At 67.7% G+C, this 13203-nt stretch carries 13 protein-coding genes; 6 read left to right on the top strand and 7 right to left on the bottom strand.

Going from position 1 to position 13203, the window contains the following annotated elements; translation table 11 throughout:
• Window positions 1-241: 241 nt before the first annotated feature.
• Both Pla123a_RS01870 and Pla123a_RS01865 read right to left on the bottom strand, forming a co-directional pair.
• Complete coding sequence (locus Pla123a_RS01870) at window positions 242-1357, bottom strand: endonuclease/exonuclease/phosphatase family protein (protein ID WP_146583825.1); 1116 nt, start codon at window positions 1355-1357, stop codon at window positions 242-244.
• A 252-nt stretch (window positions 1358-1609) separates the two neighbouring features.
• Window positions 1610-2164: a MogA/MoaB family molybdenum cofactor biosynthesis protein gene (locus tag Pla123a_RS01865; RefSeq protein ID WP_146583824.1), complete on the bottom strand. Its 555-nt coding sequence runs from the start codon at window positions 2162-2164 to the stop codon at window positions 1610-1612.
• A 157-nt stretch (window positions 2165-2321) separates the two neighbouring features.
• Here Pla123a_RS01865 and Pla123a_RS01860 point away from each other — a divergent pair, with 157 nt between their 5' ends.
• Window positions 2322-3524: a hypothetical protein gene (locus tag Pla123a_RS01860; protein ID WP_146583823.1), complete on the top strand. Its 1203-nt coding sequence runs from the start codon at window positions 2322-2324 to the stop codon at window positions 3522-3524.
• Window positions 3525-3527: 3 nt separating this feature from the next.
• Complete coding sequence (locus Pla123a_RS01855) at window positions 3528-3914, top strand: CoA-binding protein (RefSeq protein WP_146583822.1); 387 nt, start codon at window positions 3528-3530, stop codon at window positions 3912-3914.
• A 120-nt stretch (window positions 3915-4034) separates the two neighbouring features.
• On the opposite strand, the gene Pla123a_RS01850 is transcribed toward Pla123a_RS01855, so the two are convergent.
• From Pla123a_RS01850 to Pla123a_RS01840, 3 genes are all read right to left on the bottom strand, one after another.
• Window positions 4035-5465 (bottom strand): hypothetical protein, encoded by a 1431-nt coding sequence (locus tag Pla123a_RS01850; protein ID WP_146583821.1) that lies wholly within the window; start codon window positions 5463-5465, stop codon window positions 4035-4037.
• An 81-nt stretch (window positions 5466-5546) separates the two neighbouring features.
• Window positions 5547-6563, bottom strand: a complete 1017-nt coding sequence (locus tag Pla123a_RS01845; RefSeq protein ID WP_146583820.1) for a tetratricopeptide repeat protein — start codon at window positions 6561-6563, stop codon at window positions 5547-5549.
• 182 nt (window positions 6564-6745) lie between these two features.
• Complete coding sequence (locus Pla123a_RS01840) at window positions 6746-7972, bottom strand: hypothetical protein (protein ID WP_146583819.1); 1227 nt, start codon at window positions 7970-7972, stop codon at window positions 6746-6748.
• A 306-nt stretch (window positions 7973-8278) separates the two neighbouring features.
• Between Pla123a_RS01840 and Pla123a_RS01835 the strand changes: the two genes are divergently transcribed.
• Together Pla123a_RS01835 and Pla123a_RS01830 are read left to right on the top strand one after the other, a co-directional pair.
• A complete protein-coding gene (locus tag Pla123a_RS01835) occupies window positions 8279-9073 on the top strand; it encodes a lipoate--protein ligase family protein (RefSeq protein ID WP_146583818.1) in 795 nt (264 codons plus the stop codon).
• A 159-nt stretch (window positions 9074-9232) separates the two neighbouring features.
• On the top strand, window positions 9233-9799 hold the full coding sequence (locus Pla123a_RS01830; protein WP_146583817.1) for an NUDIX hydrolase: 567 nt from the start codon (window positions 9233-9235) through the stop codon (window positions 9797-9799).
• Here Pla123a_RS01830 and Pla123a_RS01825 read toward each other — a convergent pair.
• Both Pla123a_RS01825 and Pla123a_RS01820 read right to left on the bottom strand, forming a co-directional pair.
• Complete coding sequence (locus Pla123a_RS01825) at window positions 9796-10224, bottom strand: DUF4870 domain-containing protein (RefSeq protein ID WP_146583816.1); 429 nt, start codon at window positions 10222-10224, stop codon at window positions 9796-9798. The two genes, Pla123a_RS01830 and Pla123a_RS01825, sit on opposite strands and share 4 nt — an antisense overlap.
• Window positions 10225-10236: 12 nt before the next feature.
• On the bottom strand, window positions 10237-10767 hold the full coding sequence (locus tag Pla123a_RS01820) for a DNA-deoxyinosine glycosylase (protein WP_146583815.1): 531 nt from the start codon (window positions 10765-10767) through the stop codon (window positions 10237-10239).
• Window positions 10768-11070: 303 nt separating this feature from the next.
• On the opposite strand from Pla123a_RS01820, the gene Pla123a_RS01815 reads away from it, so the two are divergent.
• Both Pla123a_RS01815 and hisS read left to right on the top strand, forming a co-directional pair.
• Window positions 11071-11535 carry a YkgJ family cysteine cluster protein gene (locus tag Pla123a_RS01815; protein WP_146583814.1) on the top strand — a complete coding sequence of 155 codons (465 nt, stop codon included), beginning with the start codon at window positions 11071-11073 and terminating at the stop codon, window positions 11533-11535.
• Window positions 11536-11773: 238 nt separating this feature from the next.
• On the top strand, window positions 11774-13093 hold the full coding sequence (hisS, locus tag Pla123a_RS01810; RefSeq protein WP_146584255.1) for a histidine--tRNA ligase: 1320 nt from the start codon (window positions 11774-11776) through the stop codon (window positions 13091-13093).
• Window positions 13094-13203 lie beyond the last annotated feature (110 nt).

Genomic DNA, 13203 nt, shown 5'->3' with positions numbered 1-13203 from the left:
AAGATCGACCACCGCGGTAGCGCCACGAAACTAGCACGGGCGCAACGCCAAGACAATCATCCGCCAACCGGTTCTTGGCATAAAACAGCCACCTCTCGGGCCGGTATTCAATCGCAAGTCGTAAGCCGCAAACGCGATCGATCGCGAGGCCAACCCTCGGCCTGTAGCGTGTGGTCTGACCGAGAAAAGCCCCGCCGAGCGGACGAGACTAGGAGGGCGTCGGCGCGGTTGACGCACCGCGTTACCGCGTCGGCTGCACGGGCCGGGTCGCCATGCGGCCGGGGGCGCCGCTCTCGAAGACGCTGAACTCGGCCCACACCGGCAGGTGGTCAGACACCAGCTGCGCCTGGTCGGGGCTCAGGCCCCACACGCCCTGCACGTCGATCACGCCGGAGCGGCCGGTGAACTCGACCGTCGCGCCACGGTGGATCAGCAGGTTGTCGTTCAGCTTGCTGCCCGACGTGTTGGTCGCCTGGTTGCGGATCACGGGGTACAGGTACGACAACCGCCCCAGCCCGCCGAGGTCCGAGGGCCGCAGGCTGCGGCTGCCGGGGTCGTTGCGGTACGGGCTGGCCGCGGGGACGTTGGTGTTGAGGTCGCCGAGCAGGATGATGTCGTCCTCCTGCTGGCCGCCAATGACGCTGCTCCGCTGCACCGCCAGGTACGCCTGGGCGAGCGCGTCGAACTCCTGCGCGGTCTCGTCGGGGTCGGTGTGCGCGTTGATGATCACGAAGCTGAAGCGGTCGTCTGGGTTCGGCGCCGCCCGGGCGCGGAACATCGCGACCAGCGGCTCGCGGTGCAGCAGGTCGTCGTAGTCTTGCAGCGTGTAGTTGAGCTGCGGGTTGAACTCGATGGTGTTGGTGTCGTAGAGGATCGCGTACTGCTCCTTGTAGGAGCTGCGGCCGAGCCGCGGCCCGACCACACGGGAGTACCGCCGACCGGTGTTGTTGACGTACTGCTCCAGGAACTTGTCGATGAAGTACTCGTCCTGGGTGGTGATCTCCTGGATCGCGACCAGGTCGAGGTTCTTGACGATCGCGCCGAGGGTCCGCATGACGTACGGGTTGCTCGCCTTCTTGTCGCCGAACTTCTCGATGTTGTAGCTGCCGATGCGGATGGTCGAGCCCGCCGCCGGCTGCGACGGCACGTAGCCGGCCGCGCTGGGGGACATCGGCGGCGGGGACTGCGGCTGGTAGGCCGGCTGGCCGCCGCCCTGGCCATTGGAAGAGTACTGCTGCGCGGCCTGCTTGCCAGCCGAGACGACCTTCTGCAGGTCGCCGACGCTCATCCCCTGCGTGAACATGTACCCGCCACCCAGCAGCGCACTAAGCATCGCGAGCATGAGTAGACGTTGCACGGCGCCCCTCCTTGGGCACGGGCGTGGGATGGCATTCACCGCGCGCAATCCGGCGCGCGAGCGGGGAGCTTAGGCAACCCTCGACACCGGGGCAAGATCGATCCCCAGCGTGCTAGCAACCGAAGTCGTCAGCCGGCGGCGCCGCCAGCCCGCAGGCACTGAACGGCCCGTGACGCCAGCCATGGGACCAACCCGTTGGGCAGTCTCACGGCTGGCGCCGTGGGCTGATCGGGGCAATCGGGACGGGTCGTGCTACCCGCGGGCCTGGCTCACGAGGTGCCCCAGCTCTGGCAGGATCAGCTCCTGCATCGCGAGCCGCACCGCGGCGGGGCTGCCGGGCATGGTGAGGATGATGGTCTGGCCGACGACGCCGGCGGTAGCGCGGCTCAGCATCGCGGCCGAGCCGACCTGCTGGTAGCTGAGCATCCGCAGCAACTCGCCGTAGCCGGGCAGGCGTTTGTCGAGCAGCCGCTCGACGACGTCGATCGTGTGGTCGCGGGGCGCAATGCCGGTGCCGCCGGTCAGCAGCACCGCGTCGATGTCGGGCTGATCGACCAACGCGCAGATCGCATCGTTGATGACCGTCGGCTCGTCGGGGATGATCCGCCGCGCGGCCACCCGATGGGGGGAAGACGCCAACAGCTCCAGGATTGCACCGCCGCCGCGGTCGTCGGCCTCGGTGCGGGTGTCGGAAACGGTCACCACCGCGCAGGCGAGACTCGCGGGGCCCTCGGCCCGGTGACGACTAACTGGCGAGTCGCCCGACCCAGCGGGCGGACCCGCGGGCTCGTTCGGTGGGGTGTCCATCGCTAGGCGGGTTCGGCTGCACAGGATATGCGGATTGAATCGGACCGCCGGCGACGAAATAGTCGCCAGCGGTCGCGGCTGGCCCTTATAATAGAGAACGCCCCGCCCGCCCACGACCCGCCCTCTCGACAAGTCGCCCTCCCCCACTGCCTGTCGCATGCTTTCTGCCCCCCGCCCCCTGCTGGTCGTGTCGTTGCTGGCGTTGCTCGCCACCGCAGCCGCCGCTGACGTGGTGGTGCTCGAGAGCGGCGGCCGGCTTGTCGGGCAGCTGGTCAATCAAGAGGACGGCGACCGCGACAAGATCTACCTCGAGCTCGCCGGCGGCGGCCGCGTGACGCTCAACCGATCGGACGTGCGGAGTGCGATCCCACAATCGGCCGAGGCCTCGACCTACCAGCAACGCGCCGCAACCGTGCCCGACACCGCCGAGGCCAACTGGGACCTCGCCAAGTGGTGCCGCACGAACCGGCTGGACGACGAGGCCAAGGTCCACACCCGGCGGGTCATCGAGCTCGACCCCAACCACGAAGAAGCGCGGCAGCTGCTGGGCTACAGCGTGCACCGCGGCAAGTGGATGACCCGCGACGAGCTGATGGAGTCGCGCGGCCTGGTTCGCTACGACGGGCGCTACCGCACGCCGCAGGAGGTCGAGCTGCTGCAGCGCAGCGAGCGCGGCTCCGAGCTGGCCGTCAACTGGAAGAAGCAGCTCGCCCGCTGGCGGCGGGACCTCGGGTCGTCGAAGCCGCAGGAGGCGATGATGGCCGCCGAGGAGCTCCAGCAGCTCCGCAACCCGGCGGCCGCCTCGGCCCTGGTGCGGCTGCTGAGCCGAGAACAAAACCTCGACGTCCGCGACCTGCTGATCGCCACGGCCGCCCAGATCGACCACCCCGCCACCGTGCAGGCGTTGGCGACGCTGTCGCTCAACTCGCAGCGGCACGAGGAACGCGTCACCTGCCTGGAGCATTTGATCAAGGCCAACCGCCCGGGCCTGGCCGAGATCTACACCCGCTCGCTGAGCAGCGCGAGCAACCCGATCGTCAACCGCGCCGGCGCGGCCCTCGGTATGCTGGGCGCCGAAGAGACCTTGGGCGCCTTGATCGGCGCGCTGATCACCACGCACGAGTTCAAGGCCGGGCCGGACGCCCCCGGCGAGACCAACATCGGCATGGACTCTCGCGGCGGGTTCACGTTCGGCAACGGCAAGGCGGAGGTTATTCGACGCGACCTCCGCAACCCCGAGGTGAGGACCGCGCTGGTCCAGATGACCGGCGAGAACTTCGGCTACGACGAGCAGGCGTGGCGCAGGTGGCTGGCCAATCGGACCACTACCCAGGTGGTCGACCTCCGACGTGACGAGTAACCGATGCCCAAACCAACCGCGGCGATTCTCGGAGCGAGCAGCAACCGATCCAAGTACGGCAACAAGTCGGTCCGCGCCCACCAGAGGCAGGGCTACGAGGTCTACCCCGTGAACCCGAAGGGGGGCCAGATCGAGGGCCTGACGACGTACTGCACACTGGCCGACGTGCCGGTCGAGAGCCTCGACCGCATCAGCGTCTACCTGCCGCCGGACGTTACCCTTGGCCTGCTCGAAGAAATCGCCGCCAAGGGCTGCCGCGAGTTCTGGCTCAACCCGGGCGCCGACGCCCCCGAGGTGGTCGAACGGGCCGAGGCGCTCGGCCTGCACCCGATCGTCGCGTGCAGCATCGTCGACCTAGGGATCAGCCCCGGCGACTTTGCCTCGGCGTAGATCGGGGTAACCGCTGGCGGAAGCCCGCGGGATTCGAGCCCCGCAGCGTGGGCCGCCGCCTACCTGATGGCTTCCGCCTTCAGTTACTCCCAAGCGCTACGCAGCATCGCGGGCTTGCCGCTAGCTCGCCTTCGTGCGGCTCCCGCGGCTGCCGTACACCACGTCAACCGCGACGCGGTCCTCGAGGTTGGGCCGGAAGATCGTCAGCAGCATCACCGGCAGACACCACGCCAGGGCCATGCCGCCGGAGTGGGCGTGCCAGAACTGCGTGCCGATCATCAGCGCCGCCGAGCACGACAGCAGCGTCCCCAGGTTCTTCTGCGACGGCCACACCAGGAAGCTGACGCTCAGGCACAGGAAGGTCATGATCACCGGCAGCCGGTAGACCGCGTTCCAGTAGTGCCAGACGCCGTCCTGGTCGTCCATCCGCGGCCAGAACACCCCGAACATCTGCGTCAGGCGGTCGGTGAACACGTCCGGCCGGAAGCCGGTCACGTCGAACGACGTGAACAGCAGCACCACCACCAGCACGCCGATCGACACGCCGAACCCGATCAGGAACCGGGCCAGGCCGCGGTTCCAGTAGAACGCGATCCACAGCGGCGTCAGGAAAATCGGGTAGTAGATGCTGCCGCACAGCGCCCCGATCAGGGCGCCCGACACCAGCGGGCGGCGGTACCACAGCACGGCCCACACCAGCAGCGCGCCGGGCAGCGCCTGGGTCACGGCGCCGGTCCACATCGCGGTGTAGGGCAGCAGCAGGTAGAGCGTCGCGGCGGCGATGCCCATCCGCATGTTGTCGAAGTGCCGCGCGGCGACCAGCACCATCCCCAGCACGATCATCATCTGCGAGAAGATCGCCATGATCTTGGCGGTGACGCGCTGCGCGGTTGAGATCGGCGGCGGCTGGTCGCCGGACTGCTCGGCAGATGCGTCGCCCCCGGGGGCCCCGTCATTGAAACCGTCCCCAAGACCGTCGGACGACTCGGCCGGGGCGACCGGCTCGTTGCCCATCACCGTCTGGGTCGAGATGTGGGGCAAAAAAAAGAACAGCGTGAACCCGGGCCCGTGGGTCTCGAGCACCCGGTTCTCGACGTCCGAGGTCTCGACGTTGCGGACGTGCTCGGCCCGCTGCGCGGCGAAGATGTCGGCCTTCTCCGGCGTGCCGTTGATGACGTTGGCGGTCAGGAACAGCAGCAGCGACGCCGTCAGGAAGCTCAGCCCGCCGACCGTCAGGTTCGACTCCAGCAGCGGCCGCCGGACCATCGCCGAGTCGAGCAGCATCCGCAGGAGCAGCAACGCATTGACCGAGAACAGCCAGATGTAGCCGAACATCTCGATGCCGAAGCCGTCGGCGCCGGTGGCGTTCTTCTCCAGGCCGAGCTTGATGCACAGCAGCCCGGGCGCGAGCAGGATGACCAGCAGCAGGTCGAAGTTGCGCACGCTCCAGAAGCGATTGAACTTAAAGAACAACGCAATCGCGAGCAGCGACGAAAGGTACGCCCAGGTGGTGGGGTCGACCCGCTTGTACTGGAATAGGACTTCGCCCATAGGTGCTCTAGTCTCAGCCTCGTTCTAGCGCCTCGTGTCAGCGCTGTGGGGGCGGTCCGCCTGGCTCGCCCCGGCTCACGATCACTGCAGAATAGGGAAACCGGAGGGATTTTCAACCTCGGGGGCCGTTGCGGCCTGATCGTCGGCGGCGTCGCACGGCTCGGTAAGGCGGGCGCGGGCCTCGGCGGCCCAGGGCCCCTCGGGGGCGTGTCGCAGCAGCCGGCGGCGGAGGCCCTGGGCCTCTTCCTCCCGCCCCAATTGGTCGTATACCTCGGCAAGCGGGATCAACGCGTCGACGCAATCGTCCGCCTGGGCCAGCACGCCCTCCAGCGCTCCCGCGGCCAATTCCCACTCTCCCAATTGCTGGTAGACGCCCCCCAGGCTGAGGCGTGCGGCCAGCGAATCGGGGTCCTGCTCCAAGCAGACCGCGTACCGTTCGCGGGCGGCAGACAGGTCGCCCTGGCGGCTCAGGCACTCACCAAGCGCCAGGTGGTCGAGCGGCTCGCCCTCGCCCGCCAGCAACAGCGAGCGGAACATCTGCTCGGCCAGCAGGTAGTCGCCCTGCTCGAGCAGCTCGGTCGCCTCGTCGCGGACCTCGTCCGGATCGAACGGCAGCCCGCTGTCGCAATCGGCTGCCATCGACTCAAACGGCAGCACCGACGGGTGGTGGTCGTCGGACCAACAGGCGGGCCCGGCGGGGCGGTCGAACTCCATCATCAGCTGGCCGGCCGGGTCCCGGGCCCGACCGTCCGAGAGCACGACAACCGTGTCCCCGTGCGGGGCGATATCCCACTCGGCGAGCGGGCGGCATCCGGCGGGCGCCGACTCGGTGAGCCGGTCGACCACGCGGTCGACCTGATCGAGCGACATGCCGGCCGACGTCAGCCTGGCCAGTGTGCGCGCGACCCGGGCCTCAACAAAGCCGTAACCGGGGGCGCCGCGAGAACCGACCACCGCCCGCAGGTAGCCCCGCCGCGTCCAGCGGCGGACGGCCGCCTCGCTGACGCCGGCCGCGTGGGCGAGCACCGAAGCGCTGTAGCGGGCCGAAGGATCGGCCGCGTCGCTGCGGTCCGTGCCGTTGATCGTAAGAAGCGTCATCCGTCCTGGCTTCGCTGAGGGCCTAGTCTCCTTCAATGGGCGACTACTGAGAGGCCTAGCAGTGTCGCGCAGGCAGGGCGCGAAGTCAATGCGCAGAGCGGTAAGAGGGGCCCCACGGCGGCCCTGCACTCGGCACGACGAACCGATTGCATCTATCGGGCAGCTTAGGGGGAAGGCGCCGCCTAGTGGAGCATTGCAAACAGGTTATCCACCGGCGCCTCGACCGACGCGCACGTGTCGCAGCACGGCTCCTCGATCGGCACGCGGTAGGTCACCGTGCGGGGCACCTTGTAGGTGTAGGTCACCGGCACCTTCTTGGTGATCACGCGCGGGGTGCGGATGGTCTCGACCTTCTCGACCATCTTGCAGACCCGCACCGGGATGTTCTCGACCCGCTCCTCGGCGACCATCTTGCAGGTCGTGTGGGGCACCTTGCAGACACGCTGCTCATTAACCATCCGGCAGACCCGGACGGGAACCTTCCGCTCAATCCGCTCGACCACCTGGCGGCAGGTCTGCACGGGCACCTTGCGGGTGAGCTGCTCGGTGACCATCCGGCAGACCCGGACCGGCACCTTGCGGCACTGCACCTCAGAGACCATCCGCTGCACCTGCACGGGCACGTTCTCGGTGACCTGCTGGGCGACCATCGTCACGACCGGCTTCTGCACCGCCACGACGTTCGGCTTCCAGACCTGCTGCACGTGCTGCTGCGGCGGCGTGGTTTGGTTGACCCACGCCAGGCCGGGACGCACCGTCTGCACGACGCCGGTGGCCGGGTCGACCGTCTGCTGCGGGCTCATCCAGCGGAGCCGCGGCCCGGAGGTCGTGCCCGGGGTCACGGCGACCTGGTTGACGTAGCAGCCCTGGTCGACGTAGTCGGTCTTGAAGGTCGTGACCGGGCGCATCACGGTCCGCACCTGCGGCTTGTAGACGGTCTCGCAAACGGGCCGCTGCACGACGTACCGCTCGGTGCGCTCGCTGGTCTCCCAGACGGGCCGCTGCACGGAGTAGCACTCGTCGCGGTAGGAGGTCTCGACGACGTTGCGGACCTGGTTGTAGCTGGCGTCTCGGTAGTGGGTCTCGTAGACCGGCCGCTGCACCGTGTAGCGGACCTCGCGCATGGAGGTCTCCTGCACCGGCTTCATCACCTTGTAGGTGCGTTGGCGGTACTGGGTCTCGTAGGTCGGGATTTTGTGGACCACCTGCCGCTCTTCGCAGACGGTCTCGTAGGTGGTCTTGTAGCAGGTGACCTGCTTCTCGTCGTAGACGGTCTGGCACTCGACGCGGTAGGTCTGGCCGCAGCACGATGTTCCGCTGGGGCCCTGGGCGGCGGCGGGACGGGAGCCGGCGATCGGCCCCAGGCCGATAACCAGGGCGAGCACACAGTTTAGGACACGTTGGCACATACAGATTGACCCGACTTGCTTGGTATATCCCTTTGAAAAGCCGGACGGCCGCGCAGCACCGTGTCCGGAGGGATCCCTTCCCTGTCCGAAGTGTGCGTGACGAACCGCCGCGCGGCAAATCAATTTCTTCCCTTACAACTGCTAGCAGGCAAAAAAGATTCAAGCCTGTTTCGAGTTGGGACGCTCAGAGAATCTGTGCGCCCGACTCATTGTTGGCCGACACTCGCGCCGGGCCCAGCCGTCTGCGGGCAACTTCGTGCGGGTCCGGGCTCGCCACCGATCGCGCAACCCCTACAATCGTCAAGCATGCCAGTATCCTGTCAGACGCCGCCCCAGTCCGGACCGCCGCTGCGGCTGCGGTGGCTGGAGCACACCTTCGCCGACCCGGCCCACAACCTGGCGCTCGATCATGCGCTGCTTGAAGGCGCCCAGCTAGACGCCGCGGCCGACGGCCCCCATCACCCCGAGGTCCTCCGCGTCTGGGAGCCCCCCACGCCCATGGTCGTGCTGGGCCGCTCGTCACGCGTGAAGGACGAGGTCAACCAAGAGGCCTGCCAGGCCGACAGAGTGCCGGTGCTGCGGCGCGTCAGCGGCGGCGCGACCATCCTGACCGGGCGCGGCTGCCTGATGTACACCACGCTGCTCGACCTGACCAAGCGGCCCGAACTAGCCGCGGTCGACCGGGCCCACCAATTTGTGCTGGGCGTGCTGACCACCTCGCTCGCCGAGATCGCGCCGGGCGTCCGCTGCGCCGGGCAGAGCGACCTCGTCGTGCCGGACGGCGAGCGGCTGCTGAAGTTCTCTGGCAACAGCCTGCGCGTCGCCCGCAAGTGGCTGCTGTACCACGGCACGCTGATGCACGGGCTGCCAATCGAGGACATCGCCAAGTACCTCAAGCACCCGCCCCGCCAGCCCGACTACCGCGACCAGCGCGAGCACGGCGAGTTCCTCACCAATCTCGACGCCGACAGCGATACACTGATCGAGGCCCTCCGCCGCGGCTTCACCGCCATCGAAGACCTCGGCCGTTACCCTGCCGCTCTCGTCGAGCAGCTGGCCGACGAGTACTACCGCCGCGATGATTGGAACCTGCAGCGGTAATCAAAATATAGGTCCGCGTCGCCACGTCGATTCACCTCGTAGCCCCCGGCTCCGCCGGGGGACTGCCCCGCTTTTGAACACTGCCGTGATTCCATCCCCCGGCAGAGCCGAGGGCTACGAGAAACACGCTGGCCCCGCCGCGATACGGGTTAACAACTAATGAACGACCCCCTGCTGCAGATCCTCGACCAGTACCAATCGGCCCACCCCGATGAAGCCGCGATGGTCGAGCGCGTTCGGGCGTTGGCCTCGACGCACGACGACTGCTTCGAGCGGACCTGCGTGCCGGGGCATATCACGGGCAGCGCCTGGGTGCTCTCGCCCGACCGGACGCAGTGCCTGCTGCTGCACCACCGCAAGCTCGACAAGTGGCTCCAGCCCGGCGGTCACGCCGACGGCGACCGCGACGTCCTGCGGGTGGCGATCCGCGAGGCGACCGAGGAGTCGGGCCTGGACGGGATCTTCGCCCTCTCGCCCGAGCCGCTGGACATCGATGTTCATCGGATCCCGGAGCGGCGCAACGCCGCGGGCGAGGTCACCGAGCCGGCGCACGAACACCACGACCTGCGGTTCCTGTTGGCCACCGACCAGCCGACGCCGATCGCGGTGTCGGACGAGTCGCACGACGTCCGCTGGTGCACGCCCCGCGAGGTCCACGCCCTGACGCAGGAGGAGAGCGTGCTGCGGCTGCTGCGCAAGAGCGAACGTTGGCTGGAGTCGCGTTAGAAGATCCGGAACGCACCGGGGTAGCGCCACGCGACGCCGTCGTTGGCCTTGATGCCGCCGATGATCGGGTAGGCGAGCATCAGGATCGACACGATCCCGCCCAGCAGGAACGCGATCGGGATGCCGACGACTGTCATGAACAGCACGAAGGTCAGCACAAGGTAGATTAGCGAGCTGACGACCCAGTTCGCGATGTTACGCCCGTGGGCGTCGATGCCCGGCAGCGCGTCCTTCTTGAGCCGCCAGATGACGATCGGCGCAATCAGGCCCGCCGGCGGGACCGCGTAGTTGGCGAGCTGCGAGAAGTGCATGATCATGGCCCACTGCTTGGTCGGGCCGTCGGCCAGCGACCAGTCCTGGCCCTCGACGGGCTCGGCGTGCGTGCTCTCGTACGGGTTCGTCGCGCTCGGCTGGTCGTGGTTCATCTCTCCCCTCCCCTATTGGTTGACTGGCTTTCCGGCGTGGTCGGACACCTGACGCCAGTTTGCCAGCTTCTCTGCGAAACTCATCCCCGCGTGCGCCGGGCTGGTCGACGGCAGTCGGGTTAGCGTCAGGCGGTCGAGGCAGTCGTCTGGCAGCCGCGGCGCGGCGTGCCGGCGGAACGCGGCCTCGGCTTTCTGCCCGTTGAAGTAGATTCGCTCAACCTGGTCGAATCTTGCCAGGAATGCCGGAAAGTCGTTCGCCCGCTCCGACGCCACGACGATGCTGGCGTCGAGGCTCCCCGCGCGGCGGCATTCTCGCAATACGTCCCAGACCGCCACGCCGTGCTCGCGGAGCCGCGCGGCGCGGGCTTCGTAGGGCAGTTCCGGCCCGGCGCCGAACAGCTCGCCCATGATCGGCCAGAACGCGTTCCGTGGGTGGGCGTAGTACTCGACCGCCGCCAGCGAGGCCGCGCCCGGCATCGAGCCCAGCACTAGCACCCGAGCCCCAAGGGCGGCAATCGGCGGGAAGCTGCGGGCAAGCGTCATAGTAAGACAATAACGTGTTGAGAGTTAACCCCAATGCGGCCCCTCAACGGAGCAGCAATAGCCGGCGAGCTACGCCTCGCCGGGTCAACCGAAGGAGCGGAGTTGGTCCCTCAAGCGATTCCCCACAGCTCTCCGGCCAGCCGAGCAACCAGCCGAGCAACCGGCGGGGCTTCCGCCGAGGAGTAGCTCGCCGGCTACCTGCGTAGCTGGCCGGCTGCTAGTTGAGCCGCGATCTTCCGCCGCTCTACCACGCATGGTAGATTAGGCGGCTTGCACCGATCAAGCAAAGGAGAGCCGCCCACGATGCCTACCGCCCCTGCCCCTAGCGCTCCGGCCTTCGGAACGAAACGGATCCGCCGCGAGGACCTGCCCAAAGGGGGCAACCTGTGCGAACACTGCACGGCCAAGTGCTGTCATTATATCGCCGTGCCGTACGAGACGCCCTCCGAGGCGGCCGACATGGAGTACATCCGCTGGATCGTGCTACACCACAACTCGACCTTCTTCAAGGAGGACGAGGACTGGTACCTGCTGGTGCACACGGTCTGCGAGAAGCTGGGCGACGACTACCGCTGCGGCGTCTACGAGACCCGCCCGCAGATCTGCCGCGACTACACCTTCGACAACTGCGAGTACGACGAGGACTGGACCTACGACTTCTACCTCGAGACCCACGAGCAGGTCTGGGAGTACACCGAGGCCCGCTTCCAGAAGAAGAGCGAGAGCATCCGCAGCAAGAAGCCCGATCCGCTGGCCGTCGTGGCGTAGGACGCGCAGGATGGTGGACGACGTGATGAGCCGCGGGGCGTTAGCCCCCCGGTTCGAGCGAATAGAACCGGGGGCTAACGCCCCGCGGCTAATGAGCTCCTCGCTCCGTTCATGACGCTTCACACAGCCAACCTATTACACCACCAAGGCACAAAGACACCAAGCAGAAGCCGCTGAGCAGCCTCCCCGCCGTTCGTCTTTGTGCCTTCGTGTCTTTGTGGTGAATCGACCTATGTCGTTGATCCAACCACGCACCCTCAAGGGCTTCCGCGACTACCTGCCCGAGGCGATGATCCCCCGCGAGCGGCTCATCGACACCGCCCGGCGGGTGTACCGCTCGTTCGGCTTCGCGCCGATCGACACGCCCGCGCTCGAGTACCTCGAGGTGCTCACCGGCAAGGGCTCCGACGAGACCGACAAGCAGCTCTACCGGTTCCAGGACCACGGCGGCCGCGACGTCGGGCTCCGGTTCGACCTCACGGTGCCGCTCGCGCGGTTCGCGGCGCAGCACATCGGCCAGCTCGGCACGCCGTTCAAGCGTTACCACATCGCCACCGTGTGGCGGGGCGAGAACACCCAGCGCGGCCGCTACCGCGAGTTCATGCAGTGCGACTTCGACACCATCGGCACGACCGCCGTGGCGGCCGACATCGAGGCCATCCTCGTCATCAACGACCTGCTCGCCGCCATCGGCTTCGACAAGTTCACGATCCACGTCAACAACCGCGGCATCCTCAACGCCGTGCTGCGGCAGCTCGGCCTGGCCGACCAGTCGACCGCCGTGCTCCGCGCGCTCGACAAGCTGTCCAAGGCGGGCTGGGAGAAGGTCGAGGCCGAGCTGTGCGAGTCGGCCGGGGCCTCGCACGAACAGGCGACCGCCATCCTCGACTTCTCGCAGCTCCGCGGCGGCTGCGACGAGGTGCTCAGCGCCGTCGAGCCGATGATCTCGAGCGACGCCGACGGCGAGGCCGCCCTCAAGCGAACCCGCGAGATGATGCACGCGGTCTCCTCGGCCGGCGTGCCCGACCACCGCGTCAAGATCGACGTGTCGATCGCCCGCGGTCTGGACTACTACACCGGCCTCGTGTTCGAGACCACCCTCGACGACCTGCCGGGCATCGGCAGCATCGCCAGCGGCGGCCGCTACGACAACCTGGCGGACCTTTACACCAAGCAGCAGCTCCCCGGCATCGGCGGCTCGCTGGGGCTCGACCGGCTGCTGTCGGCGATGGAAGAGCTTGAGCTGATTGAGACATCGCAGACGACGGCCGAGGTGTTCATCCCGCTGTTCGAAGCTTCGCGGCTGGGCGACTACCTCAAGCTCGCCGCCCGGGTCCGCGCAGCGGGCATCGGCTGCGAGGTGTACCCCGAGCCCAAGAAGCTCGGCAAGCAACTACAGTACGCCGACAAGAAGGGCTTCAAGGCCGCCCTGATCGCCGGCGGCGACGAGTTCGCCAACCACCAGGTGCAGGTCAAGAACCTGGGCACCGGCGAGTCGACCACGGTTGCGTTGACTGCCGAAGCGGTGGTCAAAGAACTGATGCGAGTTTTGTCGTAGCGACTTGGGCAGAATCCCCGAACGGTGGGTGCCGGGGGCGCTCCCGCCAGGGAAGCCCCCGCGATGTACTTGCCGGCCGTCCGTTCCGGATCGGGGGCTTCCGCTGCCGC

This window comes from Posidoniimonas polymericola, assembly GCF_007859935.1.
GTDB classification, from domain to species: Bacteria; Planctomycetota; Planctomycetia; order Pirellulales; family Lacipirellulaceae; genus Posidoniimonas; species Posidoniimonas polymericola.
The sequence above is the reverse complement of the archived record's forward strand: the minus strand, read 5'-3'. Positions and strand labels throughout refer to the sequence as shown.

Bases quoted from the DNA above. Each gene is read 5' to 3' on its own strand.
- Pla123a_RS01865 (WP_146583824.1), bottom strand. From the start codon at position 2,164: ATGGACACCCCACCGAACGAGCCCGCGGGTCCGCCCGCTGGGTCGGGC.
- Pla123a_RS01860 (WP_146583823.1), top strand. From the start codon at position 2,322: ATGCTTTCTGCCCCCCGCCCCCTGCTGGTCGTGTCGTTGCTGGCGTTG.
- Pla123a_RS01855 (WP_146583822.1), top strand. From the start codon at position 3,528: ATGCCCAAACCAACCGCGGCGATTCTCGGAGCGAGCAGCAACCGATCC.
- Pla123a_RS01850 (WP_146583821.1), bottom strand. From the start codon at position 5,465: ATGGGCGAAGTCCTATTCCAGTACAAGCGGGTCGACCCCACCACCTGG.
- Pla123a_RS01845 (WP_146583820.1), bottom strand. From the start codon at position 6,563: ATGACGCTTCTTACGATCAACGGCACGGACCGCAGCGACGCGGCCGAT.
- Pla123a_RS01840 (WP_146583819.1), bottom strand. From the start codon at position 7,972: ATGTGCCAACGTGTCCTAAACTGTGTGCTCGCCCTGGTTATCGGCCTG.
- Pla123a_RS01835 (WP_146583818.1), top strand. From the start codon at position 8,279: ATGCCAGTATCCTGTCAGACGCCGCCCCAGTCCGGACCGCCGCTGCGG.
- Pla123a_RS01830 (WP_146583817.1), top strand. From the start codon at position 9,233: ATGAACGACCCCCTGCTGCAGATCCTCGACCAGTACCAATCGGCCCAC.
- Pla123a_RS01825 (WP_146583816.1), bottom strand. From the start codon at position 10,224: ATGAACCACGACCAGCCGAGCGCGACGAACCCGTACGAGAGCACGCAC.
- Pla123a_RS01820 (WP_146583815.1), bottom strand. From the start codon at position 10,767: ATGACGCTTGCCCGCAGCTTCCCGCCGATTGCCGCCCTTGGGGCTCGG.
- Pla123a_RS01815 (WP_146583814.1), top strand. From the start codon at position 11,071: ATGCCTACCGCCCCTGCCCCTAGCGCTCCGGCCTTCGGAACGAAACGG.